The following is a 26,980-nucleotide window of genomic DNA, read 5'->3' on the forward strand; positions in this document are numbered from 1 at the left end:
TGGCCCGCTCAGGGCTCGATGAGGATGCGGTGCCGGTGCAGCTCCAGGAGGATGTCCGGATCCAGGTCCGCCTGCTTGTGGTCGCGCAGGTGCTGGCGGACGGCGTCCACGGGCTTCTGGCCGGTGAACTCCACCAGCAGCGAGTAGGCCTCCCCCGGCAGCGCCACCGCGTCGTATTCGCTGTAGGAGCCCAGCGCGACGCTGCCGTCCGGCAGCCACTTCACCGTCGCGTCCGGGTTGAAGCGCAGCACGCGCGGCAGCGTGGGCGCGGTGGCCTGGGTGTGCAGCTTCTCCAGCACCTTCTGCTCGATGGTGCCGTCCAGGCCCAGCATCCGCTCCAGCCCGTCCCGGGACACGGCGCGCACGGCGTCGTAGCAGGCGCGGTAGAAGTCCTTCTCCATCCCGGCGTAGCCCTTCCAGAGCGCGGCGTACACCTTCGCCGGGGGCGCCGCGTCGTCCAGGTCCTCCACGGACAGCGGGGCGGTGGCCACCTCCGCCTTGTCGCGGCCGTCCAGGAGGAACTCCGGCATCAACTGGAGCAGCGCGTGGCGCGACAGCTGGAACTCCGCCAGCGTCAGGTACGTCTTGAGCGACATCCAGAAGCGCTGCCCGTCCCGGCCCGCCACGTACTTGCAGAAGAACGTGGAGCAGACGGACTCGCGGTACGCCCAGATGGTGCAGCCGCCGGACTCCAGCGCGTAGTACGGGCAGCGCAGCGACGACGCGCGGCCGAAGAACTGGTGCGCGTTCTTGTACAGGTGGTTGAACTTCGCGGGCGGCTTCACCCACTGCGGGCTCACGCCGATGCGGCTGTCGATCTTCGCCTCGATGCGCCGGCGCCCCTCCGCCATCTGCGGCGAGTCATCCGACAGGAGCGCGCCCACGAGGTAGTTGGGCAGCCGCGGCTGGTACGTGCAGCACTTGGTGTCCGGCCGGAACAGGTGCTCCGCCCCGTCCACGGACTCCACCGTGGCCTGCGCGGACGCGCGGCTCATGGCGCAGTTGGAGCAGGTGGCCTTCGTCTCCGTGGGGGCGTCCTTCTGGAAGAAGGCCGGCAGGAGGTCCTGGTAGAGGGCGGGCAGCGTCGAGAGGATGGAAGACATGAAGGCTGGGTGTCAGGCGGACCGGTCGGCCCACTCCAGGTGATAGGTGGCGGAATCAGGTGAGTGGCGGGTGCGGTGCAGGGTGAGGCCCTGGACCCCCACGCGCAACATCCCTTCTTCCAGCACGCCGTCCACGAAGCCCTCCAGGGCCTCCGGTTCGTTGAACCAGAGGTCCGCCTGGGCGGGGCCCAGCACGGTGAGCCGCGTCTCCGTGTAGTTGTTGCCGCTGCGGAAGTTGTGCTGCATCCGCTCGAGCGAGCGCATGGGCCCCACCACGCGCGCCAGCGTGAGGACCGCGCCGCCCACCAGCGTCTGCGCGTAGCCCTCCACCATCCGCCGGCCCATCAGGCGCCGGCCCTGCTCCACCGTCTGGTCGGGGTGGAGCGTGCGGGCCGTGTCCGCCAGGCAGTCCACCCAGACGGCCAGCGGGTACGCGGCGAGCAGCGGGGCGTGGAGGTTCATCCCCCGCGCGCGCAGCCGGTCCACCAGCTCGGGCGTCAGGGAGGGGGCCAGCACCTTGCGATACAGGCTGTCCACGCTGCTGCTGAAGATGACGCGCTCGTCCCTCATGGCCCTCCGTCCTTGCCGGGACCCCCACGCGGCCCCGGGCGCGCATTCTTCGCCCAGGGCCCGGGAGGAGGCCAGCCCCCTCGCGCCCACCCTCACCGCCGGTACGCGGTGAGGGGAAGCGCCCGGTGTGTCACCAGGCCACGGAGAGGCTCACGCCGCTGTAGGCGCTGTAGCCCCGCAGCAGGATGTACTGCCGGCCCGCGGTGGGCCGAGCCACCAGGTTGCACGTCTCGTTGTTCCCCGACAGGTAGGGGCGGCAGTCATAGATCTGCGTCGTGGGCGCCATGGCGAAGCGCGTGTAGAGGTCCACGTCCCCCGTGCCGCTGGAGATGGACACCGTGGAGGGCGTGTTCGCCGGCACGTCGAAGCAGTAGTACTTCTGCGACGAGGCGCTGCCGGAGAGGAGCGACACCGTGGTGTTGTTGGGCAGCGGAGTGCAGGAGGGCGTCGTCGTGACGCCCACGCCCACCGCGCTCCACGCCGCATCCACCGCGTCCTGGACGGCGGTGCTGTAGCCCAGGCTCTGCGCCGCCACCCGCGTCGCCGTCCTGGCCGCGTAGAGGTTGGTGTTGCGGGTGAAGAGGTTCATGTTGGCGTACCAGAAGATGTGGGCCGCGGCCTGCACGCCGATGGCCGGCACGTTCACCAGCGTCTTGCCTCGTGGGTGCACGCCTCCGGTGGCCATCAGCTTGAACGCCAGGTTGGCCACGCCGGAGCCGTAGTGCACGTCCGTGCCGCTGTTCAGGTCCGGGGCGTAGTCCACGGAGGCGCCATCCGCCGCGGGGTCGTTCATGTAGCGCAGGGCATCTCCGGACGTGCCGGGGGTCCAGGCCGTCTCCGCGATGTGCCACACGGACGTCGCCGTGCTCCAGGTGCCCGAGGCCCAGCTGCCGCAGGTGGCGGCGTAGATGTCCGACAGGGACTCGCTGAGCGCGCCGGACTCGCCGCTGTAGATGAGGTCGGACGTGGTCTCGGTGACGCCGTGCATGAACTCGTGCACGACGATGTCCGGGTCCTCGCACGGCTGGCCCAGCTGGGGCAGGCTGCCGTCGCCGCAGACGAGCTTCGCGCCGTCGAAGTACGCGTTCGCGTAGCTGGTGCCGTAGTGCACCTGCGCCAGCAACTGGGCGCCCATGCCGTTCCACGAGTCACGGCCGAAGTTCGCCTGGAAGCAGTCGTAGAAGAGGCCCAGGTTGTCGTACGTCTTGTCGATGGCCGTGTCGCCGGTGGCCCCCTGGCCTTCAATCCGGCACGTGCCGCTGTTGGGGCCGCCCACCGAGCACACCTTGCGGTTGCGCGCGGCGTGGAACTCCGGCGCGCGCAGCACCTCCTGGCCGTCCGCCGCGCTCACGTAGACGCGGTCGCGCAGGGGCATGCCGTCCGCGTCCTGTCCGGACACCACCACCTCGAAGGCGCGCACCAGGGCCGCGTCCGGATCCGGCCGGACGAAGACCTCGCGGGGGGCTTCCGCGCGGCTGCCCGGCGGGGACGCCGCCAGCGCCGCCGCGCTCGCGGCCTCCGGAGCGATGCGCGCGGCGGCCGGCAGGGGTTCTCCGTCACGCGCGGTGCCGTTCACCGCGTACACCTGACCCTTCGCGTCCAGGTGGACGATGAGCTCCTCGTTCACCACCGGGAGCCCGCCCTTGGTCTGCGTGTAGCGCAGGTGGGTGTTGCCCAGTTCGTCCGTGTGGATGCGCTTGGGCACCAGGTCCTTCGCCGTCAGCCGGAAGGCGGGCAGCACGCGCAGCAGGGTGGGCTCCAGGAGCGCGTGCGCCTGCCAGGCGCTCGCACCGGAGAGGGGCCGGCCCGCCGTCCCGAGCTCCCCCTGGATGAACTGGGGCACGCCGTCCGCGTGTACTCCCCGCACCTCCGCCCCGGGCAGCGCTCCCAGCGCCGACTTCAGGTCTCCCAGCCGGGCTTCGGAGGGCGCTGGAGGCGCTTCCGCGTCAGGTCCTCCCGCACCACATGCGGACAGCGTGAACGTCAGGCCGGCAAGGAGCCAGCGGTGCCTTCGCGTCATGACATGCCCCCAGTGTGACGAAACGAGTCTTTGAAGCCTGGAGAGCAAATCATGGAGTACTGACTTGGAGGTTAAATCCTGGATGGCTGGGAGTGTGGTGGGGCGGTCCGGGACGGAGGAGCGCCCACGTCGGCGGTGGTTCACCCACCTGGGGGCTGTGCGGGCGTCCTGGCACGAACTCCGGACGTTGTGACGCGGGGCGCGGTGATAAGGACGGCCCCGCTGTTACCTCCCGTCACCCGTTCGCAAGGACCTTCATGCTCACGCTGCGCGGGGCTCCGGCCCTCTCCGAATTCAGGCTCGCCAAGCTGCTCGCCCGTTGCCGGGAGCGGGTGCCTACGGTGGCCACCCTCTACTCGGAGTTCGTGCACTTCGTGGACGCGTCCGCGCCGCTGACGCAGGACGCGTCCGAGCGGCTGGGGCGCCTCTTGGAGTACGGCCCCCACACGGCGAAGCGCGAGCGCACGGGCACGCTGCTCCTGGTGGTGCCGCGTCCGGGCACGGTGTCGCCCTGGGCCTCCAAGGCGACGGACATCGCGCACCACTGCGGCCTCACGCAGGTGCGCCGCATGGAGCGCGGCATCGCGTTCTTCCTCACCGGCCCGGGCGGCCGGGAGCTGGACGCGAACGAGGCGGAGGGCGTGCAGGCGGTGCTGCACGACCGGATGACGCAGGCGGTGCTGCCCCGGCTGGAGGACGCGGAGGTGCTGTTCCGCACGGACTCGCCCCGGCCGCTCACGCGCGTGGACGTGCTGGGCGGAGGCCGCGCGGCGCTGGCGAAGGCCAACGGCGAGCTGGGCCTGGCGCTGGCGGAGGACGAAATCGACTACCTGGTGGCGCGCTTCACGGAGCTGAAGCGCAACCCCACCGACGTGGAGTTGATGATGTTCGCGCAGGCGAACAGCGAGCACTGCCGCCATAAAATCTTCAACGCGTCGTGGACGGTGGATGGAGAGCCGCGCGAGCGCTCGCTGTTCCAGGCCATCAAGAACACCTACGCCCAGAGCCCGGGCGGCGTGCTGTCCGCGTACAAGGACAACGCGGCCGTCATCGAAGGCTTCGAGGTGGAGCGCTTCTTCCCGCAGGGCGAGGCGCGCGAGTGGGGCACCGTGCGCGAGCCGGCCCACATCATGATGAAGGTGGAGACGCACAACCACCCCACCGCCATCTCGCCGTACCCGGGCGCGGCCACGGGCGCGGGCGGTGAGATCCGCGACGAGGGCGCCACCGGGCGCGGCGCGAAGCCCAAGGCGGGGCTCACCGGCTTCTCCGTCAGCCACCTGCGCCTGCCGGACTTCGCGCGGCCGTGGGAGGTGGCCTACGGCAAGCCGGACCGCATCGTGTCCGCGCTGGACATCATGGTGGACGGCCCGCTGGGCGGCGCCGCGTTCAACAACGAGTTCGGCCGGCCCAACCTCACCGGCTACTTCCGCAGCTTCGAGCAGCACGTGCCCACGCCCCAGGGCGTGGAGGTGCGCGGCTACCACAAGCCCATCATGCTGGCGGGCGGCCTGGGCAACATCCGCGCGGACCACGTGAAGAAGGCCCCGCTGCGCGCGGGCGACAAGCTCATCGTGCTGGGCGGCCCGGCGATGCTCATCGGCCTGGGCGGCGGCGCGGCGTCCTCCATGGCGCAGGGCGCGAGCGCGGCGGACCTGGATTTCGCCTCCGTGCAGCGGGACAACGCGGAGATGGAGCGCCGCTGCCAGGAGGTCATCGACCAGTGCTGGATGCTGGGAGAGGCGAACCCCGTGCGCTCCATCCACGACGTGGGCGCGGGCGGCCTGTCCAACGCGCTGCCGGAGCTGGCGCACGACAACGAATTGGGCGGCCGGCTGGAGCTGCGCGAGGTGCCCAACGACGAGCCGGGCATGTCCCCGGTGGAGATCTGGTGCAACGAGGCGCAGGAGCGCTACGTGCTAGGCGTGGCGCCGGAGGACCTGCCGCGCTTCGCCGCGCTGTGCGAGCGCGAGCGCGCCCCCTTCGCCGTGCTGGGCGAGGCCACGGCGGAGCAGGTGCTCACGCTCACGGACCGCGAGCTGGGGGACACGCCCATCGCGCTGCCCATGGACGTCCTCTTCGGCAAGGCGCCGCGCATGCACCGCGACTTCGCGTCGCGCCCGCTGAAGCACGCGCCGCTGAGCCTCCCGGCGGACCTGAAGGCCTCGGCGCACGCGGTGCTGTCGCACCCGACGGTGGCGGACAAGTCGTTCCTCATCACCATTGGCGACCGCTCCGTGGGCGGCCACACCGCGCGCGACCAGATGGTGGGCCCGTGGCAGGTACCGGTGGCGGACTGCGCGGTGACGCTGTCGTCGCTGATGTCCGACACGGGCGAGGCCATGGCGCTCGGCGAGCGCACGCCGGTGGCGCTGGTGGACGCGGCGGCCTCCGCGCGCATGGCGGTGGGCGAGGCGCTCACCAACCTGGCGGCGGCGCGCATCGGGAAGCTGTCGGACGTGAAGCTGTCCGCGAACTGGATGGCGGCGGCGGGCAGCCCCGGTGAGGACGCGAACCTCTACGCGGCCGTGCACGCGGTGGGCATGGAGCTGTGCCCCGCGCTGGGCATCGCCATTCCGGTGGGCAAGGACTCCATGTCCATGCGCACGCAGTGGCAGGAGGACGGCCAGAAGAAGTCCGTCACCGCGCCCCTGTCGCTCATCATCACCGCGTTCGCGCCGGTGCTGGACGCGCGCGTCACGCTGACGCCGCAGCCGGTGGACGTGGCGGGTGACACGCGCCTCCTGCTCCTGGACATCGCCAAGGGCCGGCAGCGGCTGGGAGCGTCCGTGCTGGCGCAGGTGCACCAGCAGGTGGGCCCGGAGTGCCCGGACGTGGATGACCCCGCGGCGCTGAAGGGCTTCTTCGCGGCGGTGCAGGAGCTGCACTCCGCGGGCGCGCTGCTCGCCTACCACGACCGCTCCGATGGCGGCCTCTGGGCCACGCTCGCGGAGATGGCCTTCGCGGGCCACTGCGGCCTGGACGTGGACCTGGCCTCGTTGGGTGGCGACGCGGTGGCGGCCCTCTTCAACGAGGAGCTGGGCGCGGTGGTTCAGGTGCGCGCGTCCGACGTGGCCCGCGTGCGGGAGGTACTCGCCCGCCACGGCCTGGGCGCGCACGTCCACGAGCTGGGGCGCCCCACGGTCCAGCAGGTGGTGCGGGTGCGGCACGGCGGCCAGGAGTTGCTCGCGGAGGAGACGGTGGCGCTCAAGCGCACCTGGTCGCGCGTGAGCTACGAAATCCAGAAGCTGCGCGACAATCCCACCTGCGCGGAGGAGGAGTACGCCGCGAAGTGCGACGCGGGCGACCCGGGCCTGTCACCCAGGCTCACGTTCGACCCGAAGGTGGACGTGGCGGCGCCGTACATCGCCAGGGGGGCGCGGCCTCGCGTGGCGGTGCTGCGCGAGCAGGGCGTCAACAGCCAGCAGGAGATGGCGGCGGCGTTCACCCGCGCGGGCTTCGCCGCGGTGGACGTGCACATGAGCGACCTGTTGTCGGGCCGCGTGTCGCTGAAGGACTTCCACGGCGTGATGGCGTGCGGCGGCTTCAGCTACGGCGACGTGCTGGGCGCGGGCGGCGGGTGGGCGAAGTCCATCCTCTTCAACCCGCGCACGCGCGACGCCTTCTCGGAGTTCTTCGCGCGGCCGGACAGCTTCGGCCTGGGCGCGTGCAACGGCTGCCAGATGTTCGCGCAGCTGCGCGAGCTCATCCCCGGCGCGGACGGCTGGCCGCGCTTCGTGCGCAACGCGTCCGAGCAGTTCGAGGCCCGCCTGGGCACCGTGGAGATTTCTCCGTCGCCGTCGCTCTTCTACAAGGGCATGGAGGGCAGCCGGATGCTCATCGTCGTGTCGCACGGCGAGGGGCGGGCGGAGTTCGCCAACGCGGACGCCGCCGCGCGCTTCAACGCCTCCGGGCTGGTGACGACGCGCTGGGTGGACAACCGGGGCCAGGTGGCGGCGAAGTACCCGGCCAACCCCAACGGCTCGCCGCACGGCATCGCGGGCATCACCACGAAGGACGGGCGCTTCACCATCACCATGCCGCACCCGGAGCGCGTGCACCGCACCGTGCAGCACTCCTGGCACCCGGCGGAGTGGGGCGAGGACGGCCCCTGGATGCGCATGTTCCGCAACGCCCGCGTCACCCTGGGCTGACGCGGGCTCGCGTCACTCCAGGAAGGCGTCCCGCACGGCGTCCAGCAACGGGTTGGCACCGGTCTCTGGATCGGTGCAGCCCTGGTTGACCGTCCAGATGATGACGCCGCCGTAACCCTCCTCCTTCGCGAACTGGCCCTTCTCCGCGATGGAGCGGGGGCTCTCGTGGGAGATCCACCGCACCGTCCCGTCCTCCACGCACGCGTCCTGCGCGAAGGTGACGTAGGAGGCACGGGCCGCGTCGTCCCACTGCTCCGTGCCCTTCTCCGACAGCGCGAGCACCTTCTTGTACGTGAAGACGTTGTCTCCGCCGACATAGTCGGACCCGCCCGTGAAGGGCTGGCCCGGGCCGGTGATGTGGCGCCACGCCATGCCATAGAAGGGGATGCCCAGGCCCAGCTTCTCCTTGGGGATGCCGGCCTTCACCCACAGGTCCAGGGTGGACGCGACGGACGTGGGGTGCTCGGGTGTCTCGCCTCGCAGCGCGGACGTGTGCCAGGAGTGCCAGCCCTCCCATGGGCCAATCATCTCGTAGGACATGACGTTCACCTGATCCAGGTACGGCGCGAGCCGCGCGAACCAGGGATCCGCGTCCTGCGGGAAGTTGGTGTTGATCCAGTGGAGGGGGAAGGTGAGGACCAACTCCGGACGCTCGGCACGCAGGGCCTGCACCAGCGCCAGCAGCTTCGGCTGGTCCTCCTTCTCCACGGGCTCCCAGTCCAGATCCAGTCCGTCGTAGCCGAAGTCGTCTACCGCCTGGAGCAGCGAGCGGACGAACGTCGCGCGGTTCGCGTCGGACGCGGCGCCCACCCAGCCGTCGTGCTCACCGGCGCCGCCCACCATGATGATCGCCTTGCGGCCCGCCTCGTGCGCGCGCTTCGACAGCGCGCGGGCGATCTCCGGCCCCTGGTCGTTGTCGAACTGCGTGTTGAGCGTGCCATCCGCTCGGGGGGTGGCGCGGCCGACCATCAGGTGCGTGATGGCGCTGAAGTCCACCTTCTCCGGCGGGTAGAGGTCCGTGTTCCATCCGGTGTAATAGCCGGACACCCACTTGCCCTCTCCGGGCATGCCCTCGGTCCGGACGTGGATGGCGGCGCGCGCCACCTGCTCCGGGGCCGCGCGGCTGCGGGCCACCACGTGGTACGTGCCCGGCTCGGACGGCGCCGTATAGACGCCATCGACGGTGATGACGCCTCCCGCCCCGGGCGGCTCGACGCTCCAGTCCACCGAGGTGTCATCACTCCCGCTCACGGTGGCGGTGAAGGCGCGTGAGCCGCCCGGGGCCAGCACCGCGTCCGGCGGGCTCACGGTGACGCGCACGTCTTCCGGAGGCGCTTCCGAGTGCTCCACGCCAAGGTCGTCGAAGAAGAGGGGCGGCAGCGTGTTCCCGTTGTCCTCCTGGAGCCACAGGCCCGTGATGCGGGTCTGCCCCTCGGGAAGCAGCAACGCGAGCGGCACCCGGCACGTGCTCCAGCGCCCGGCGTGGATGGCGCCGCCCTCGCACGTGGGCCCCAGGGGGAGTCCCACTGGCTGCGCGTCACCCACGACGGCGCGCACGCGCACCGCCGCGCCCTCTCCCTCGCTGCCGCCGTGCACCTTCAGCACCAGCGTGTCCCCGGGCGCCACGTCCAGGCCAGGGTGCGCGAAGTACAGCGCCTCCCACGGCCCCAGCGTCACGGAGATGGCGTGGGCACCGGAGGCCACGGGGTCGGTGGCGCTCAGCGAGTGCTGGGCCCAGGAGTAGTCCAGCCACGGCGACTCCAACTGCTCCTGGTAGATCCACGTCGTGGCCGCGCCCTGGATGCCCGCTTCGGTGGGCGCTCGCGGCGCTCGGGGGCGGGTCGCCAGGACCAGCCCCGTGAGCACCGCGAGGACCACGGCAACGAGCCACCACTCCTTCGAAGGTCTGCGCATGGCACTCCCGGGACGTGAACACGCCTCGCCGGAATGGCGGGTGCCATGAGGTTCAGCCTGGAGTGCCTCGCGGACACCCTGCCCGGGAGGAGCGCTGGAGCTGCCCCGGGGGCGGGGCTACGGGAGGAAGGCCGCCTTCACCGCGTCCAGCAGCGGGTTGGCGCCCGTCACCGGGTCGACGCAGCCCTGGTTGAGCGTCCAGAGGATGGTGCCGCCGTAGCCCTCCTGCTTCACGAAGGCGCCCTTGGCGGCGATGGCCTGCGGGCTGTCGTAGGAGATCCACGTCACCGTGCCGTCCTCCACGAGCTTGTCCGGAGCGAACGTCACGTAGCTGGCCTGGGCCTTCTCGTCCCACTGGTACTTCCCCTGCTTCGAGTAGCGGAGGATCTTCTTGTACGTGAACGAGTTGTCCCCGCCCACGTAGTCGGACCAGTTCGTGAACGGCTGGTACGGGCCGGTGATGTGGCGCCACGCGAGCCCGTAGAAGGGGATGCCGATGCCCAGCTTCGCCTTGGGGATGCCGGCCTTCACCCACAGCGCCAGGCTGGACGCGATGGACGTGGGGTGCAGCCCCTGTTCGCCCCTCAGCGCGGACGTGTGCCAGGACTTCCAGCCGTCCCACGCGCCAATCATCTCGTAGGACATCAGGTTCATCTGGTCGAAGTGCGTCGCCAGCTCCGCGAACCATGGGTCCGCGTCGGTGGGGAAGTTGGTGTTGATCCAGTGGAGGGGGAAGGTGAGGAGCATCTTCGGCCGCGCCTCGCGAAGGGCCTTCACCAGGGCCAGCAGCTTGGGCCGGTCCTCCTTCTCCACGGGCTCCCAGTCCAGGTCCAGGCCGTCGTAGCCGAAGTCGTCCATCGCCTTGAGCAGCGCGCGGACGAACTTCGCGCGGTTCGCGTCGGACGCGGCGCCCACCCAGCCGTCGTGCTCACCGGAGCCGCCCACCATGATGAGCGCCTTGCGGCCCGCGGCATGCGCGCGCTTCGACAGCGTGCGGGCAATCTCCGGCCCCCGGTCGTTGTCGAACTTCGTGCTCAGCGTGCCGTCCGCCTTCGGCGTGACGCGGCCCACGAGGATGTGCGTGAGCGCGCTGAAGTCCACCTTCTCCGGCGGGTAGTCATCCGCGTTCCAGCCCGTGTAGTAGCCCGACACCCACTTGCCGCCCTGGCCCGGAGGACCCTTCACGGCGGTGGAAGCGCTCACCACCACGCTGGCCTGAGCCACCTGGCTCGGGTCCGCCTTGCTCCGGGCCATCACCCGGTACGTGCCCGGCTTGCGAGGCGCGGTGTAGACGCCCGCGGCGCTGATGGTGCCCCGCTCGTTGCCGGGCTCCACGCTCCAGGCCACCTCCGTGTCCGTGCTGTTCGTCACGGTGGCGCTGAAGGCGTGTGTGGCGCCCGGCGCCAGGAAGACGGCGGGCGTCTCCAGCGTGAGGGACACGGTCCGGGGGCCCTGCTCGACACCGATGTCGTCGAAGAAGAGCGGCGGCAGCGTCTTGCCGCTGTCCTCCTGGAGCCACAGGCCGGTGATGCGCGTGCGGCCTTCGGGCAGCAGCTTCGCCAGCGGCACGCGGCAGGTCGTCCACTTCCCGGCGGGGATGGCGCCGCCCTCACAGGTAGGGCCCAGCGGCACGCCCACGGGCTGCTCGGCGCCGATGACGACGCGCGCGCGCACCGCCGCGTTCGCGCCGTCCTTCCCGCCGTTCACCTTCAGCACCAGCGTGTCCTCCGGTGCCACGTCGAAGCCCGGGTGGCCGAAGTACAGCGCCTCCCAGGGCCCCAGCGTCACGGAGATGGCGTGGCTGCCCGAGGCCCCTGCCACGGTGGCGCTCATCGCGTGCGCACCGGCCCACGTCAGGTCCTCCCAGGGCGAAGCCAGCCGGTCCTGATAGAGCCACGTCACCCGGGGCGGCTTGGAGGGCGGAGCCCCCTGGGAAACACCGCCCAGGAGCAGCGCGGTGAAGAGCATCCAGGGGCCGGCCGGAGGTCGTCGCATGGCCTCCCATCCTCGCAGAGGGAGGGGAGGCCCGTCCTGCTTCAGCCGCTCAGGCCTTGACCAGCTCGATGGGGCTTCCTTCCGGGACGTGCTTCATCGCCACGGAGTTCATGCAGTAGCGCAGCCCCGTGGGCGGCGGGCCGTCCGGGAACACGTGGCCCAGGTGTCCGTCGCAGCGCGCGCAGCGGACCTCGGTGCGGATCATCCCGTGCGACACGTCGCGGATCTCCGTGACAGAGTCCTCCGACAGCGTCTGCGTGAAGGACGGCCAGCCGGTGCCGGACTCGAACTTCGTCCCGGCCTTGAACAGCGGGTTGTTGCAGCCCGCGCACACGTAGGTGCCCGGCGTCTTGGTGCCGAGGAAACAGCCCGTCCCCGGGTACTCGGTGCCGTGCTGCCGCAGCACCTGGAACTCCTCGGGGGTGAGGCGCTTGCGCCACTCGTCGTTGGAAAGAATGAGCTTGTCCGCCATGGGTCCTCCTCCACGTTTCGGGCCTTCAGCCCGGAGCACGGCCTTGGATGCACCGCAGGCCTTCGCGTCGCACCCTATACCAGGCGGACAGGCAGGGGGCCGGCCCCTTGGTTCTGCTCCTCACGGAACGGCGGGCCTCCAGGGCAATGGGTTGGATGTCCGTGCGCCGGTTGTACTGCTTCGAGACGCGGGCGCGCGTCACCAGGAGGTCTGCCCATGCGGATTTCGGAGTGGATGCAGAGGGACGTGAAGACCATCGACGCGGATGAGTGCCTGCGGTCCGCCGCCGAGCGGCTGGACACCGCCAGCCTGGGGGCGCTGCCCGTCACGGAGCACGGACGGGTGGTGGGCCTGCTCACCGACTCCGAACTCTCCCTGTGCTCCACCGTCCACGGACATGACCCCGACGTCACCACCGTGCGCGAGGCGATGCGGGCCCCGCTCGTCACCTGCCCGGAGGACGCGCCGCTGGAGGCCGGCGAGCGCCTGATGGAGCAGCATCACTTGAACCGCCTGGTGGTCGTGGACGCGGAGAACCACGCGGTGGGGCTCCTGAGTCTGGACGACGTCGCCTCCGAGCCCCTCACGCTGCTGCGGCCCGGCGAGCCGCTGGAATACCTGAGCCTCTACTCCTGAGCCCACCACGGAAAGGCCCGGCGCCCCCTTCGCGTGAGGGAAGGGAGCACCGGGCCGGTGCTTCAGGGACGGCCGCTCAGCCCGCCACGGCCGGTTGGCACGCGGCGGACAGCCACGCCACGGCGTCATCCCAGGGCAGGTCGCGCTGCGAGCCATCGCGCTGCCGCAGGCGCACGCCCTTCGACTCCACCTCGCGGCCACCCACCACCGCGAGGAACGGCACGCCGTCCTCGTGCGAGCCCAGGACCTTCTTCGACAGGGACTCGTCCCGCACGTCCGCCCGCGCGCGGCAGCCGGCCAGCCGCAGCCGCGCCGCCAGCCCTTCCGCGTACGCGGCGGCCCCCGCGCCCACGGAGGCCACCACCACCTGCTCGGGCGCGAGCCACGCCGGTAGCGCGCCGCCATGGTGCTCCAGCAGCACGCCGATGAAGCGCTCCAGGCTGCCGAACAGCGCGCGGTGAAGCATCACCGGGCGCAGGCGCTCTCCGGACGCGCCGACGTAGTGCAGGTCGAAGCGCTCCGGCAGCACCAGGTCCAGTTGGATCGTCCCGCACTGCCACGCGCGGCCCAGCCGGTCCTTCAGCACGAACTCCAGCTTGGGCCCGTAGAAGGCGCCCTCGCCGGGCTGGTCCACGTACTGGAGACCCGCCTGCTTCGCCGCGGACTGGAGCCACGCCTCCGCCTGGTCCCACAGCGCGTCACCGCCGGCGCGCATCGCCGGACGGCTGGAGAAGGCCACCTGCACGTCGTCGAAGCCGAAGCCCGCGTAGAACGCCTTGAGCGAGCGCACGAAGCGAACCACCTCCGCCTCCACCTGCTCCGCCGCGCAGAAGATGTGGCCATCGTCCTGCGTGAACTGGCGCAGGCGGAACAGCCCGTGCAGCGCGCCGCTGGGCTCGCTGCGGTGCACCAGCCCGAACTCCCCCAGCCGCAGGGGCAGGTCGCGATGGCTGGGCGCCATGCGCTGCACCAACTGGATGTGGCCCGGGCAGCTCACCGGCTTCAACGCCAGGTGCCGGTCACCTTCCTCCATGCAGAACATGTTCTGGCGGAAGTTCTCCCAGTGGCCGCTCTGCTCCCACAGCGGCTGGGAGCACAGCTGCGGCGTACGGACTTCGCGGTAGCCCTCCTCGCGCATGCGCTGGCGCACGTGGTCCTCCAGGAGCCGGTACAGCATCAGTCCGCGCGGGTGCCAGAACACCATGCCCGGGGCCTCCTCCTGCAGGTGGAAGAGGTCCAGGCGCTGGCCCAGCGCGCGGTGGTCGTGTTCGTCGAGCATCGTCGTCTCCGTGTGTCGGTCGGGATGAAGCAGCCGGGGCCGGACACGGGGCGTGTGAGGTTGCACGGTCGCCCCGGCCGGACTTCGGCGGGGCGGGAAACCGTGCGCTCGTCAGGACACCGACACGCGCACCGCACCCACGCCCGCCGAAGCGGTGGTGGTCGTGGTCGCGGTGGTGGTGATGACGAGGTTCACGGGACAAGAAGTGCTCCCGGAGTCACGGAAAGTCAAGCCGTGCTCCGGGGCAGGGGACTTCAGCCCAGCAGGGACAGCAGGCCGGCGAGGCCGACGAAGAGGTAGAAGAGCGACTCGCCCGCGATGAGGCCGCCGCCCACCAGCGACATGGTGCTCATGTCCTCCGGCAGCACCGCCTCGCCCGGCGCGGGCTCCTTGCGGAAGCGCTTGGACACGGTGTTGAAGACCGACGTGAGGATGCCGCCCATGCCGAACCAGATGGCCGCGGGCAGCGCGATGAAGCCGCCGAACGCGAGCGCGTAGGGGCTGGCCAGCACCAGCGAGTCCAGGGTCCAGCCCACGCCGAACCCCGTGCGCGAGCCCTGCACGTAGCTCAGGTACGCGGGGCGGCGGCGCACCACCTTGCGGATGACCTCCAGCGTGAAGCCGATGGACAGGCCCACGAGCAGCGCCGTCACCTTGTGCGCGGACAGCGTGCCCAGGTCGCGGATGGCGCCCACGAACTTGTACGTCATCGCGGAGCTCCACTGGGCCACCTTCACGTCCGGGTGGTCCAACTGGTTGACGGACAGCACGGGGTAGGCGCCCATGAACACGCGCGCCAGCACCACGCACAGCACCGCGCCCATGAAGATGCCAAGCACCTGGTAGCGGAACTGCACCACGCGGTTGGTGCCCAGGCGCCACCCGGTGGAGCGGTCCTGCTGCATATCGCAGCCCACCGACGTGGAGATGAGCAGGATGGAGGACGCCATCAGCCCCACCAGCGGATCCTTCAGGCCCAGGAGCGACATCAGCAGCACCGACACCACGAAGGCGCTGGAGATGGGGTTGTTGTCGCTGATGCCGTAGGCGATGCCGTTGATGAGCACGAACAAGAGCGACAGCACGAGCCCGAAGAGGATGAAGCCCGGGGGCTGGTGCAGCACCTGCGTGGCCACCACGACGACGGCCGCGCCCCAGCCCACCACCCAGGCGATGAGCCGGGGCACGTTGACCTTCTTCCACGCGGGCTCGTCGTTCGCGGGCGCCTGCGCGCGGCCCCGGATGCGGTCCGCCGCCTGCACCGCGAGCAGCGCCAGGTCCACCAGCGCCGCGCCGCAGATCATCGCCAGCGAGATGAGGAAGCCAATCTTCCGGTACGGGTCATCCGGCCCCAGCCACCCGATGCCCTGGAGGTACGGAGAGATTGCGTAGCCGATGAGGCCCATGAGCATGGCGGGCACGGTGATGCGGCTGCCCACCACCATGCCGGCGCCCACCGTGGAGCTGCTGATGCTCAGCGCGGCGATGGCCGCTACCTTCTCCGTGAGCCACGCGGCCAGGATGCCCAGGCCGGTGCCGCCGCCCAGCTTCGCGATGGAGGCCTTGAGCAGGCGCTTGTCCGTGAGCGCGCGCAGGATGTTGGCCACCGCGTAGCCGGACGGGTAGTCCAACTGGAGCCGGTCCACGAGCAGCGGCGTGTAGAGCATGCCCACGCCCACGCCGAACATGCCCACGCAGCCCACGAAGAGCATCAGCTGCCACGCGGGCGGCTGGGGCATGCCCAGCCACACCATGGATTGGATGAGCACGGACATGGCGCACAGCGAGGCCACCGACGCGGCCATCGTCTGCATGTAGTTGGCGCCGTGCTTGCCCTCCGCGCCGTAGCCGTAGGTGACGACGCTGCCGAGGATGCCGGACAGCACCTGGCTGGCGACGAAGAAGCCCAGGCTGAAGTTCATGTACGACGCGGCCACGCCGCCCAGCGGGCCCAGGATGAAGATGGCCACCGACGCGAGCAGCAGGTGGTACTTCCACGTGCCGACCGCGGGCAGGAAGCGGAAGCGCGGCGCGACGGCGTCGGGCACGGAGGACAGGGGGGCGGAAGGCTCCGGCGGGAGCGGCTCGGCGGGGTGGGCCATGGGTGCGCGGAAGGGTACCGGCCTCCCTGGGGCGCCACAACCCGCGAGGTCGCGGGCGGCCCGGCGGCCGGGCGCAAGCGTCATCCCTTGCGAAGGGCCGGGCGCCATGCGACGTCGCATGCATGCGATTCACCCTGCACCGCGGCGTCAGCCTGGCCGTCCTCGCCTCCGCCCGCACGGAAGCCGACCACCACGAGGACCTGGGGTGCAGCATCCAGGGGCCCACCGCGCGCCCGGTGCGCCGCGCGCAGGTGCCGCTGAAGCGCCACATCGCCGCGCTGGGCCGCGAGGGTGCGCTGCGCGAAGCGGACGCGCTCATCCGCTGGCTGGAGGACACGCCCCGCTATGCCGCCCTCTGCCAGGGCACGAAGCGGCGCATGGGACGGCGCGTGCTGCGCGAGGACGTCCTCTTCCCGGATCCGCTGCGCCACCGCCCGCGCGTGCTGCACCTGCGCCAGGACTCGCTGGGGCTGGACGTGCCGGTGCGCGCGAAGGACTGGCCCGGGGTGGCGGACCTGTTCGCGGCGCTCGCCCGCGGCGCGACCCGCGAGGAGCTGCGCGCGCTGGCCACCGTGCCCGTCGTGGGCGAGCTGCTCGGCGACCTGTCGCAAGCCGGCTGGCTCGTGCGCCACGCGGGGCCGGTGGACGTGCCGGGGCCGGGCGCCCTCTTCGTGGGGCACAACACGGTGCTGGTGTCGGGCAGGGAAGGGCGCGTGCTGGTGGACCCGTACTTCCGTCCCACGGGCGAGGCGGACCTGCCCGGCTATGGGGCGTTGCAGGCGTCGGACCTGGGCCGGGTGGACGCCGTGGTCATCACCCATTCCCACGGGGACCACTTCCACCTGGGCTCGCTCTTGCCCCTGCCTCGCGACACGCGCATCTTCGTGCCGGCGGTGGCGCGCGAGAGCCTCTTCTCCACGGACTGCGCGCTGCGGCTGAAGCAGCTGGGCTTCACGCACGTGGAGCCCCTTCGCTGGGGCGAGTCGCGGCAGGTGGGCGACGTGACGGTGCACGCGCTGCCCTTCCACGGCGAGCAGCCCACCGACGGCGAGGGGCCCCACCCGGACCTCTACAACGAGGGCAACACGTGGCTCGTGCGCTCCAAGGACTTCTCCGCCGCCTTCTTCGCGGACGCGGGCCATGACGTACGCGGGGACATGGACGCGGTGTGCCGCCGCGTGCGCAAGCAGCAGGGGCCGGTGGACGTGCTCTTCTGCGGCGTGCGCGGCTTCCGGCTGCCGCCCATCTTCTTCGGCTTTACGACGCTGGATGCGTTCCTCGTCAACGTGCCGCGCGACGCGCTCACCACGCCGCAGCGCCTGATGGCGGGACCGGAGGAGGCGCTGCGCTACGGCGCGCTGCTGGGCGCGCGCTACGTGGTGCCCTGCGCGGACGGCGGCGCCCCCTGGTACTGGCGCGAGGGCATGGGCCCACGCTACGCCGGCTATCCGGGCGCGCCCGTCGAGGGGGCGAGCAACATGGACGAGAACCCGGACGCGGATCCGTATCCGGAGCGGCTGGCCGAGGTGCGTAAGGCGCAGGGCCAGGGGCCGCAAGCGCTGCTGCTGCGGCCCGGCGAGGCCCTGCGCTGGCGAGGCGCGCGCAAGCCGGAGGTGCTGAGCACGCCGGGCTTCGAGTGGCCCTTCGGGAACTGGCGCGAGGCCGCGCCTCAGCCGCGCAGCAGGTCGCGGGCCCGCCAGAGCGAGACGAGGTAGAGCACGACCAGGGCCGAGAGGCAGACGGCGCCCACCGCGACGTAGCCGCGGATGACGTTGCCGACGGTCCAGCCGTAGGTCTCCACCAGGGTGCTGGGGTCGCTCAGGCCCACGCCCTCGATGCGGCCGAAGGGGATGCGGTCCACGTTGGTGCGCGCCGCCCACCACTGCTCGAAGCCGTCCATGAACGCCGCCGCGCCCATGACGAGGAACCCCCAACGCAGCTGGTGCCGGTGGAGGTAGTGGCCCGGCGGCACGTAGAACGTGGCCATCAGCAGCGCGCCCAGCACCATCAGCCCCGCGTCACCGCCGAAGAAGACGACGGCATGGGCCTGGGTCTGGGTGAGCCTGAACCTGCCCATCCAGTGCACCGCGAGGAGCCCCGCGCCCACGCCCAGCCACGTCCACCGGCGGCGCTTCCAGCCCTGCCAGACGAGCGCGCCCAGCAGCCCCGTCAGCACGACGGTCATGAACGTCGAGCGCTCGTCCGACACGTGGGTCACCCACAGCGTGGGCGTGGCGCTGAAGCCGCAGAACCACGCCGTGACGGCGTGCCCCACTTCGTGCACCGGCATCGTGAAGAAGATGCGGAACAGCGAATGGAAGAGGGGCGAACGCACCGCGACCCAGGCGATGCCGAGCGCGACGGGCAACACGGCCAGCCGCAGCCGCGCCTCCAGGAGGCCCTCGTCATCACCGGTGTACTCGCCGTGGAAGGTGATGCCCTCCGTGGCCGGGTCCGGCGGGGGCTGGGCCGCCACCAGGGGGGAGGCGAACGTGGGGACGGTGTGGGCCTCCAGCGCCTCGCGCAGCGCGGCCCGCTGGTCCTCGGCCTCGCGCTGGGCCGCCTCGCGGGCCTCGCGGTCGCGGGCCTCGGCCTGACGGGTGGCGGCGCGGACCTCCGCGCGCAGGTAGATGACGCCGCATGCCGGGCACTCGGGCCCCGCCACGCGGGGGGCGCCACAGCGGGGACAGGTCGCGGACGGAGGGCTCACGAACCCCGTCCTCTAGGTGCGCCGCGGATGGGACGAAAATCGCACCGCCGGGAACCCATGAGGCTCCCGGCGGCGGAGCGCGGGACTAGAAGCCGTAGTAGCTGCTGTAGTCCGTGCCGAACAGGTCGATGACCGTGACGCCCCACGAGTGCACGATGACGACGATGATGGTCTTGCGGAAGCGCGTGAGGTTCCAGTCGTTGATGGTCTGCTGCTGGATGCCCACGCTCATCGGCGAGCCGTAGCGCGCGGACTTCACCGCCGTGGGGAACGTCTCGATGACCGTCGCGCGCTGCGCGACCTCCTTGCCGTCCTTGTCGATGAGGCTGGCGATGGCCTTGTACTTGCCCACCTTGATGTCTTCCGGGTTGGCGCGGACCTTCACGCGGTAGTGACCCGCCGGGATGCCCGCCTCCTCGGAGTCGATGTAGACGAAGGCCGCGTCCACGCCCTTCTCGTACTCCGCGGCGGGGACGTTCTCGTAGCCCGCGATGGCCGTCGCCACGACGGTGGCCTTGTCCGTCGTGAGGGTGCCGATCTCCTCCTCGTTGAGCGCGACGCCCTGCGCCTTCGCGCCCTGCATCAGCTCGGTCTTGAGCTCGGTGCAGGCAGCCGCGGCGGCCGACGTGTACCGGGGCTCGCCCGCGAAGGCGGAGCCGGAGAGGAGGAGGGCGGCAACGAGGGAGGAACGCATGAAGCTGGAAGTGATCATGGGGGACGGAGAACCAATCTCTTGGAGGGGACTGCGGTCACGGATGCCAGGGACTGCGGCACCGGCGGCTCCCCTGTGCAGCGGTGATGCCAAGCCCTCACATGGCCGCGCTCCCCCCGGCTCCAGAGGGAGAACCCGCGGAGGCCACAAGGCTTGTGACGCGGGTTGTGACATGTCGTGTTACGGCGCGGGCCCCGGCAATGACGTCCCGCGCTACAGTGCGTCCATGGCTCAGGAGCTGGACACCCGCACCCGGGGGAGGACCGCACGGGGGCGTCTGCGCGCACTGGACGCGTACCTGTGCCAGTCCGAGGCCCCGCTGCTCACGCGTGACGATGGCCCGTGGGCCCGCGCCGTCTTCGTGGACGTGGGCTTCGGTGAGCACCCGTGGACCACGCTGGAGAGCGCCGCCGCCTTCCGCGCGCTGAACCCGGCGCTGTCCGTGGTGGGCGTGGAGCTGGAGCCCGAGCGCGCCACGGCCGCCGCGCGAGACCACGCGGAGGCGCGCACGCACTTTCGCGAGGGCGGCTTCGCGCTCCCGCTGTCACCGGACGAACCCGCCCGCCTGGTGCGCGCCATGAACCTCCTGCGCCAGGGCCCGCCGGAGCGCATCCCGGAGGCCCACCGCGCGATGTCGCGGCATCTCCTGCCCGGCGGGCTGCTGGTGGAAGGCTCCTCCGACACGGACGGCGCGGTGCTGGTGGCCCACCTGCTGCGCCGGACGCCGGACACGGAAGCACCCACGCGCGAGGGCCTCCTCTTCCACACCGACTTCTCCCGGGGCTTCGCGCCGCTGCTCCTGCGCGACTGGCTGCCCCGCGACCTGCGCCGCCGCGTCCGCCCTGGCGACCCCATGCACGCCTTCTTCCAGGCATGGGAGGCGGCGTGGAAGGCCGCGCGCGAGGAAGGCCACACCGCGCCTCCGGACGCCTTCGCCGAGTCCGCCGTGCGCCTCGCGCGGATGACCCCAGGGGTCGCCACCGATGCGTGGCTGCTGACCCGGGGCTGCCTGCGCTGGAGCCCCCCCGGCGGTACTCCGGCGTGAGCCCGGCCACTCACTCCTTGGGGGTCCAATCGTGCGGAGGCCGGTCCCACGCACCGTCGGAAAAAGGTACTCTGTCGGGAACTGGAATTCCGGCGGCCCCCGAATCGCTGGAAGCAGACGGCTCGACATGACCAGGCACCTTCTGACGCTTCTCGCCGCGGGGCTGATGGCAAGCACCTCGTCCGCCGCCGGCCCGGCGACCTCCGCGCTCGGAGGGGGCCGTCTCTCGTCGCGTCCCCACCGTCAATCCCGTCGTTCCTCCGCGCGCCCGCGCCACGAGGCCGACCCCGCGAAACTGGAGCATGAGATGGAAGAGGCCGCCTACTCCGATGAGGCCCCCGCGGCCATCATCGCGGCCCGGCCCCCCGCGTTGCTGTTCTCCGCCAACTTCTACGGCACCCTGGCCGCCGCCCGCTGTCTGGGCCGCCACGGCGTGGACGTGACGGTGGCGGACACCGGCCGCCTGGGACCGGCCAGCTACTCGCGCTTCGTCAGCCGCCGCGTGCAGTGCCCGCCGGAGTCCCAGCCGGAGGCCTTCCTCCAGTGGCTGGTGGACTTCGGCCTGCGCGAGCCCGTCAAGCACGTGCTCTACCCGACGAGCGACGAGCTGGCGTGGCTCATCTCCGCGCACCGCTCCAAGCTGGAGGACCTCTTCCACCTCTACGACCCGGGCGTGGACGCGGTGTACGGCCTGCTCAACAAGCGCCGCCTCTACGAGGTGGGCACGGAGGTGGGGCTGCACCTGCCGCGCACCTGGTTCCCGCAGTCGGAGGAGGACCTGGAGCAGGTGCGCCGCGAGGCGAACTTCCCGGTGCTGCTCAAGCCCACCACGCAGATCCTCCACGCCACGCACCGCAAGGGCCAGCCGGTGTCCTCGCCGGACGACCTGGCGCGCGAGTACCGCGAGTTCGCGCGGGACACCTACGCGCCCATGCTCGTGAAGTTCGACCCGGCCGTGGTGAACCCCATGGTGCAGGAGTTCCACCCGGAGGCCGCGGAGGGCATCTACAGCCTCTCCGGCTTCGTGGATGAGTCCGGCGAGCTCTTCGAGGCCCGCGCCGCGATGAAGGTCCTCCAGCGTCCGCGCCGCCTGGGCGTGGGCGTCTGCTTCGAGTCCGCGCCGCTGCGCCCGGACCTGGTCGCGGGGCTCACCCGGCTGTGCAAGAAGCTGGGCTACCACGGCGTCTTCGAGGTGGAGTTCATCCAGACGAAGGACTCGTACCTCCTCATCGACTTCAACCCGCGCTTCTACGGGCAGATGGGCTTCGACATCGCGCGGGGGCTGCCCCTGCCGCTGCTCGCGTACCACGCGGCCACCGGGGACAAGGACGCGCTCCGGCGCGCGGTGGAGGACGCACGCGACGCCAGCGCCGCGCACGAGGACGCGGTGTTCTGCAACCGCATCGCGCTGGAGATGCTGCTCAACCTCCAGCGGCTGTCCGGCGCGCTGCCCGCGGACGAGGCCCGGCAGTGGCGCCAGTGGTTCAACACCCACAAGGAGACGGCGGTGGATCCGCTCATCGACCGGGACGACATGATGCCCGCGGCGGTGGAGCTGGCCACCATCTCCTATGGGGCCGCGCGCCACCCCCGCGCCTTCCTGCGGATGATGGTCTTCAACCGCTGAAGGGGACCGTCACCCCGCGGCACGGGACGCCGAGGGCACCGGATCATCGAAGGTGATCAGGTCCTCGTGCGTCTCCGCCCGGCGCAAGCGGCGCACCTTCCCGCCCTCCACGCTCACGATGGCCGGCTGCGGGAAGGAGAAGGACGTGCCGAAGGGCACGAAGTACGCGCCCGCGTCCATGATGGCCAGCGTGTCGCCCACCTTCAGCTCCGGCAGCCGCACCGCGTGGTACAGCGTGTCCGCCGGGGTGCAGATGGGGCCCACCACCGTGTACGCCTTGTGTGCCGGCGCGGCCGGCCGCTCGACGTGGAAGAGCTGGTGGTACTCGTTGCGCACGCATTCGGCGTGGTTGATGCCCATGTCGAGCACCGCCCACGTCCGCTCGCCGCCCTCCTTGAGCGCGTGCACGCGGCCCAGCAACAGCTGCGTGTTGCCCGTCATCGCGCGGCCCGGCTCCAGGAAGATGCGCGGGCGCCTGCGGCCCTTCTTCGCGTAGTGCGTCTCCACCTGGGCCACCACCTTCGCCACGTACCGCTCGATGGAGAGCGCCGCCGCGAAGTCCGGCGCGGGCAGGTCGCGCTGGAAGGTGAGGTTGAGCCGCCAGTCCCGCTGCTCGATGTGCTCCACCGTCGGCGTGCAGAGGCTGCCGCCCAGGTCCAGCACCTCCAGGTCCAACCCCAGCTCGCGGTGCAGCTCGTCCGCGAAGTCCAGCACCGAGCCGACGAAGCCCTCCAGCTCCGCCTCCGTGCGGATGAGCTCGCCCCGGTGCGCGTGCAGGCCCACCACGTCCAGGTTGCCGGAGGCCATCGCCTGCCGGTACGCCGCCATGGCCTGGCCGCCCGCGATGGGCGTGCCGAACTGTGACGTCCAGCCCGACATGGTCGTCACCCGCACGGCCACGCGCGGGCGCTTGCCCACTTGCGCCGCGTGGCGTGAGAAGACGTCCAGCTCCTCGCGGTGGTTCGCGGCCAGCAGGCCGATGCCCCGGGTGATGGACTCGCGGATGGACGCGTCCGACTTCACCGGGCCGTTGTAGACGATGCGCTCCGGCGCCACGCCCAGCTTGAGCGCGAGCCACAGCTCATAGGCGGAGATCACCTCCGCGCCCACGCCGCGCGCGTGCAGCGCGGACAGCACGCCCGGCACGGGGTTGGTCTTGTACGAGTAGTACACCTCGCAGCCGCCCGCCGCGCCCGGGGGCACCGCCTGGAACGCGTCCGCGTTGCGGTGCAGCGCCGCCAGGTGCACCACGTGCAGCGGCGAGCCGTACTCCTGGGCCAGCTGGGACAGCGACACTCCCTCCAGGAAGAGGCCCTGGCCGCCGCGCGACTCCAGGCCCCACGTCTCCGGGGGGAGGAAGGCGCGGGCGGGGGCCATGGCGCGCTGCACGACGGGCCCCAGGGTCTGCTTCAACTGGCGCTTGGCGGTTCCAACGAGACGACGACGCAGGCTCACGGGGAGAGGCCCTTTCAGGAAACGCTTACGGCAGCTTGAGGGGGAGGTAGCGCGTGAGGCCGAAGCGGCCCTTCAGCGCGCGCGTGGCCATCTGCAGGAGCCGGTACTCCAGCTCGCCGTGCTCGCGCCGGTACTTGTTGTGGATGATGGCGTTGGACTCCGCCACGGACTTCTCCACCTTCGCGCCCGTCTTGCCCAAATCATTCATCAGCGACGGCTTGCCCACCCGGTAGTTGAGGATGGGCCGGTTCACGTACACGTGGCCGTAGCGGCGGATGCCGCGCATGTAGAAGTCCACGTCCTCGTAGACGGGGATGTTCGGATCGAACCCGCCCAGGGGCTGGAAGTATTCGCGGCGCACCATGCACGCGGAGTTCACGTACAGCGTGCCCAGGAACAGGATGTGCGCCACCGTCCACGCGCTGTTGGGCGTGGTGGCCCCCACCTTCGCCACGCGCTCGAAGTAGGTGCTCTTGTCCTCCAGCCACTCCGGGTCCTCGCTGAAGGGCACCACCCAGCCCACCGCGACGCCCGCGTCCGGCCGCGCGTCCAGCGCCGACACCATGGCCTTGAGCGCCCCTTCGGCGAGCAGGTCGTCGTCGTCCAGGAAGTGCAGGTAGCGGCCCGTCGCCAGTGTGGCGCCGTGGTTGCGCACCAGCGCGGGGCGCCCCTTGGACGGCACCTCCTGCTTGAAGTAGCGCACGCGGGCATCGCCAATGCCCCGCACCGCGTCCCGGGCCGTGCCCTCCGCGGAGTCGTCCAGGACGATGACCTCCACCTGGACGCCTTCTTGACGCAGCGCGGAGTGGATGGCCTCCACCACGTCCTTCTCGCGCTTGTACGTGGGCATCACCACCGAGACGTCGACCGATGACATAGGCCCCGGTTTATACCGGTGGCGCCCCACGACTGAGAAGCCAGCCAGGCCTCACGCGCGTGGGGCATTCCGCCACCCGGGGGCATTGCGCCCCGGCCCCTGTGTCCGGGGTTACCCGCCTGCTGTCCGGGGAGGCGAACACAGGGTGTCGGTCTATCGGTTTCTCGGAAGTTTCTACGGCCTCAGCCGGGGGCGGACCGGAAAAAATCACGGTCGGATCGCGACAGGGCTGCCACACCGTGGCTGCCCGGCCACGGGTTTCTCAGTAGCTGGCGACGGCGAAATCGAACGCGTCCAGGTCGTCCACGGCGTCGGCTCCGGCGGCGTGGTGGAAGGCCTCGTCCTCCTCGTGGAAGGCGTCATCCAAGAGGGGGCCCTCGGCCTCCTCGGGGTCCAGCGGCAGCCATCCGGGATGCAGTTCCTCGCGGGCCATGTGCGTTCGTCCTCTTCCGCAAGCGGTTCGGCTCCAGCCGGTGACTTGCAGTCGGTGTGCCACTTCTGGATACGGAACGGCCCACCTGAACGGGTCGTTTCCGACGGAAGGTGGGTCGCCGGACGGGCAGGCATGGCTTGACGCCGGAGCCTGGGGCCGACAGGAAGGGAACACCGATGGCCGTCCTGCTGGCACACGAAATTGAAGAACCGCGCCCGTGCAGCTACCTGCCGGGGCGGGAGGCGTCGCTGGAGACGCTGCTGATGCGCAACGTCACGGCGCAGGAGTACGAGCACCTGCTCGTGCGCGGGTGGCGCCGCTTCGGCCCGCAGTACTTCCGGCCCGCCTGCGCGTCGTGTCATGAGTGCGTGTCCCTGCGCGTGCCGGTGGAGGGCTTCACGCCCAACCGCAGCCAGCGCCGGGCCCGCGCCGCGTGCGCGCACCTGCGCGTGGAGGTAGGCCCGCCGCGCGTGGACGAGGAGCGCCTGGCGCTGTACCGGGCGTGGCACGCGGATCGCGAAGCCTCCCGCGACTGGGAGGCGTCCGAACTGGGGGCGCGCGAGTATTCGCTCCAGTTCGCCTTCCCGCACCCGTCCGCGCGCGAGGTGGCCTGGTACGACGACAGCGACCCCACGGGCCCGAAGCTGGTGGGGCTGGGCCTGTGCGACGAGACGCCGCGCGTGTGGAGCGCGGTGTACTTCTTCTACGACCCGGCCTACGCGCGGCTGTCCCTGGGCAAGGCGAGCGTGCTGTTCCAGGTGGAGCTGGCGCGAGAGCGGGGCATCCCCCACGTGTACCTGGGCTACCGCGTGCTGGCGTGCGACTCGCTTCGCTACAAGGCCGGCTTCCGCCCGCATGAGCTGCTGGAGGGCCGGCCCGCGCTGGACGCGCCCCCGGAGTGGCGTGCCGCGGTTGACGCGCCAGAAGCCGCGGCTGACGCGCAAGCGCCGGAGTGGGTGGGGCCGGACGCGGGGGTCAGGAGCCGCTGAGCAGCGCCGCGCCGAAGAAGTCGCGCAGGTGGCGCGCGTACTCCTCCGGGGCCTTCTTCGCGTACTCGCCGTGGTGCGCGCCGGGCACCACCCAGTAGGCCTTGGGCTCGCACGCGGCCTGGAAGAGCGCGTCCTGGAGGAACGCAGGCGCGTACTCGTCGACGTCGCCGTTGATCAGCAGGAGCGGCCGGCCCTTCAAGTCGCACAGGCGCTTCATGGGGTCCACCGCGTCCACGTCCACGCCGGACAGGCGCAGGGTCCAGAGCACCGGCTGGACGCTCAGCGGCCCCCACTTGCCGTAGCTGTACCGCGTGTCCGCCTCCAGCGACGGGTAGGCGCCCGCGGCGGCCACCGCCTTGAGGCGTCCGTCATCGAGGGCGCCCAGCATCGCGGTGGTGCCGCCCATGGAGAAGCCCAGCACGCCCAGGCGGGAGGGATCCACGTCGTCGCGCCGAGAGACGAAGTCCACCGCCGCGCGCAGGTCCTCGCGCTCGCGGTCGCCCCAGGTCACCAGGTCGCCCTCGCTCTCACCGTGGCCGCGCGAGTCGAAGAGCAGCACGCCGTAGCCCGCGCGTGAGAGCACCTCCGCCTCGAAGAGCATCTGCGTGCGGTTCTCCGCGAAGCCGTGCATCACCACCACCGCCGCGCGGTTGCGCGAAGGCAGGTACCAGCCGCGCAGCGACAGGCCGTCCCGCGTGCGCAGCACCACGTCCGTGCGCTCCGCGAGCACGCCCTCCGCCACCGGCTTCAACGGTTGGCGCGCGGGGTGCAATACCGCGCGCGCGGTCCGGACGTTGCGATACGCGATGACGGCCGCCACCGCGAGCACGCCCAGCAGGGCGAGCGCGATGAAACGGGCGGGACGGAGGCGGATGGGGTTCTTCACG

20 protein-coding genes are annotated in these 26,980 nt (G+C 71.3%); 6 read left to right on the plus strand and 14 right to left on the minus strand.

Going from position 1 to position 26,980, the window contains the following annotated elements; translation table 11 throughout:
• Nucleotides 1-8: 8 nt before the first annotated feature.
• The 3 genes from JYJ93_RS14675 to JYJ93_RS14685 all read right to left on the minus strand — a co-directional run bounded on the left by JYJ93_RS14675 (nt 9) and on the right by JYJ93_RS14685 (nt 3,693).
• The gene (locus JYJ93_RS14675; protein WP_206791447.1) at nt 9-1,103 is read right to left on the minus strand and encodes a hypothetical protein; all 1,095 of its coding nucleotides are present in this window, start codon (nt 1,101-1,103) and stop codon (nt 9-11) included.
• Between the two features lie 12 nt (nt 1,104-1,115).
• Nucleotides 1,116-1,673: a DUF2378 family protein gene (locus JYJ93_RS14680; protein ID WP_206791449.1), complete on the minus strand. Its 558-nt coding sequence runs from the start codon at nt 1,671-1,673 to the stop codon at nt 1,116-1,118.
• Between the two features lie 130 nt (nt 1,674-1,803).
• Complete coding sequence (locus JYJ93_RS14685) at nt 1,804-3,693, minus strand: M4 family metallopeptidase (protein ID WP_206791454.1); 1,890 nt, start codon at nt 3,691-3,693, stop codon at nt 1,804-1,806.
• A 257-nt stretch (nt 3,694-3,950) separates the two neighbouring features.
• Between JYJ93_RS14685 and purL the strand changes: the two genes are divergently transcribed.
• Nucleotides 3,951-7,847, plus strand: coding sequence for a phosphoribosylformylglycinamidine synthase (gene purL / locus JYJ93_RS14690; RefSeq protein ID WP_206791455.1), 3,897 nt, complete (start codon nt 3,951-3,953; stop codon nt 7,845-7,847).
• 12 nt (nt 7,848-7,859) lie between these two features.
• Here the strand turns inward: purL and JYJ93_RS14695 are convergent, their stop codons facing one another.
• From JYJ93_RS14695 to msrB, 3 genes are all read right to left on the minus strand, one after another.
• On the minus strand, nt 7,860-9,761 hold the full coding sequence (locus tag JYJ93_RS14695) for a glycosyl hydrolase family 18 protein (RefSeq protein ID WP_206791457.1): 1,902 nt from the start codon (nt 9,759-9,761) through the stop codon (nt 7,860-7,862).
• 117 nt (nt 9,762-9,878) lie between these two features.
• Nucleotides 9,879-11,756 (minus strand): glycoside hydrolase family 18 protein, encoded by a 1,878-nt coding sequence (locus tag JYJ93_RS14700; protein WP_206791459.1) that lies wholly within the window; start codon nt 11,754-11,756, stop codon nt 9,879-9,881.
• Nucleotides 11,757-11,805: 49 nt separating this feature from the next.
• Nucleotides 11,806-12,228 carry a peptide-methionine (R)-S-oxide reductase MsrB gene (gene msrB, locus JYJ93_RS14705; RefSeq protein ID WP_206791476.1) on the minus strand — a complete coding sequence of 141 codons (423 nt, stop codon included), beginning with the start codon at nt 12,226-12,228 and terminating at the stop codon, nt 11,806-11,808.
• A gap of 216 nt (nt 12,229-12,444) precedes the next feature.
• Here msrB and JYJ93_RS14710 point away from each other — a divergent pair, with 216 nt between their 5' ends.
• Entirely contained in the window at nt 12,445-12,864 is a 420-nt protein-coding gene (locus JYJ93_RS14710) for a CBS domain-containing protein (protein WP_206791485.1), read from the plus strand.
• Between the two features lie 76 nt (nt 12,865-12,940).
• Here JYJ93_RS14710 and thrS read toward each other — a convergent pair whose 3' ends face one another.
• Nucleotides 12,941-14,143 carry a threonine--tRNA ligase gene (thrS, locus tag JYJ93_RS14715; protein ID WP_206791487.1) on the minus strand — a complete coding sequence of 401 codons (1,203 nt, stop codon included), beginning with the start codon at nt 14,141-14,143 and terminating at the stop codon, nt 12,941-12,943.
• A 254-nt stretch (nt 14,144-14,397) separates the two neighbouring features.
• Nucleotides 14,398-16,245, minus strand: coding sequence for an OPT/YSL family transporter (locus JYJ93_RS14720; RefSeq protein WP_206791489.1), 1,848 nt, complete (start codon nt 16,243-16,245; stop codon nt 14,398-14,400).
• A gap of 122 nt (nt 16,246-16,367) precedes the next feature.
• Here JYJ93_RS14720 and JYJ93_RS14725 point away from each other — a divergent pair, with 122 nt between their 5' ends.
• Nucleotides 16,368-17,960, plus strand: coding sequence for an MBL fold metallo-hydrolase (locus tag JYJ93_RS14725; RefSeq protein ID WP_206791491.1), 1,593 nt, complete (start codon nt 16,368-16,370; stop codon nt 17,958-17,960).
• Here JYJ93_RS14725 and JYJ93_RS14730 read toward each other — a convergent pair.
• Nucleotides 17,915-18,955 carry a hypothetical protein gene (locus tag JYJ93_RS14730; RefSeq protein ID WP_206791492.1) on the minus strand — a complete coding sequence of 347 codons (1,041 nt, stop codon included), beginning with the start codon at nt 18,953-18,955 and terminating at the stop codon, nt 17,915-17,917. The genes JYJ93_RS14725 and JYJ93_RS14730 overlap by 46 nt on opposite strands.
• Nucleotides 18,956-19,040: 85 nt before the next feature.
• The gene (locus JYJ93_RS14735) at nt 19,041-19,649 is read right to left on the minus strand and encodes a hypothetical protein (RefSeq protein WP_206791494.1); all 609 of its coding nucleotides are present in this window, start codon (nt 19,647-19,649) and stop codon (nt 19,041-19,043) included.
• Between the two features lie 244 nt (nt 19,650-19,893).
• Here JYJ93_RS14735 and JYJ93_RS14740 point away from each other — a divergent pair, with 244 nt between their 5' ends.
• Nucleotides 19,894-20,712 (plus strand): class I SAM-dependent methyltransferase, encoded by an 819-nt coding sequence (locus JYJ93_RS14740; protein WP_206791496.1) that lies wholly within the window; start codon nt 19,894-19,896, stop codon nt 20,710-20,712.
• A gap of 307 nt (nt 20,713-21,019) precedes the next feature.
• Nucleotides 21,020-22,339 carry a carbamoyl-phosphate synthase gene (locus JYJ93_RS14745; RefSeq protein WP_206791498.1) on the plus strand — a complete coding sequence of 440 codons (1,320 nt, stop codon included), beginning with the start codon at nt 21,020-21,022 and terminating at the stop codon, nt 22,337-22,339.
• A 9-nt stretch (nt 22,340-22,348) separates the two neighbouring features.
• Here the strand turns inward: JYJ93_RS14745 and JYJ93_RS14750 are convergent, their stop codons facing one another.
• The 3 genes from JYJ93_RS14750 to JYJ93_RS14760 all read right to left on the minus strand — a co-directional run bounded on the left by JYJ93_RS14750 (nt 22,349) and on the right by JYJ93_RS14760 (nt 25,104).
• Nucleotides 22,349-23,794: a pyridoxal-dependent decarboxylase gene (locus JYJ93_RS14750; RefSeq protein ID WP_206791500.1), complete on the minus strand. Its 1,446-nt coding sequence runs from the start codon at nt 23,792-23,794 to the stop codon at nt 22,349-22,351.
• Nucleotides 23,795-23,819: 25 nt separating this feature from the next.
• Nucleotides 23,820-24,671 (minus strand): glycosyltransferase, encoded by an 852-nt coding sequence (locus JYJ93_RS14755; RefSeq protein WP_206791502.1) that lies wholly within the window; start codon nt 24,669-24,671, stop codon nt 23,820-23,822.
• Nucleotides 24,672-24,933: 262 nt separating this feature from the next.
• Nucleotides 24,934-25,104, minus strand: coding sequence for a hypothetical protein (locus tag JYJ93_RS14760; protein ID WP_206791504.1), 171 nt, complete (start codon nt 25,102-25,104; stop codon nt 24,934-24,936).
• A gap of 176 nt (nt 25,105-25,280) precedes the next feature.
• On the opposite strand from JYJ93_RS14760, the gene JYJ93_RS14765 reads away from it, so the two are divergent.
• Complete coding sequence (locus tag JYJ93_RS14765; protein ID WP_206791506.1) at nt 25,281-26,093, plus strand: arginyltransferase; 813 nt, start codon at nt 25,281-25,283, stop codon at nt 26,091-26,093.
• Here JYJ93_RS14765 and JYJ93_RS14770 read toward each other — a convergent pair.
• Entirely contained in the window at nt 26,080-26,979 is a 900-nt protein-coding gene (locus tag JYJ93_RS14770; RefSeq protein ID WP_206791508.1) for an alpha/beta fold hydrolase, read from the minus strand. The two genes, JYJ93_RS14765 and JYJ93_RS14770, sit on opposite strands and share 14 nt — an antisense overlap.
• Nucleotide 26,980 lies beyond the last annotated feature (1 nt).

The sequence above is a fragment of the Corallococcus sp. NCSPR001 genome, from assembly GCF_017309135.1.
Taxonomy (GTDB): domain Bacteria; phylum Myxococcota; class Myxococcia; order Myxococcales; family Myxococcaceae; genus Corallococcus.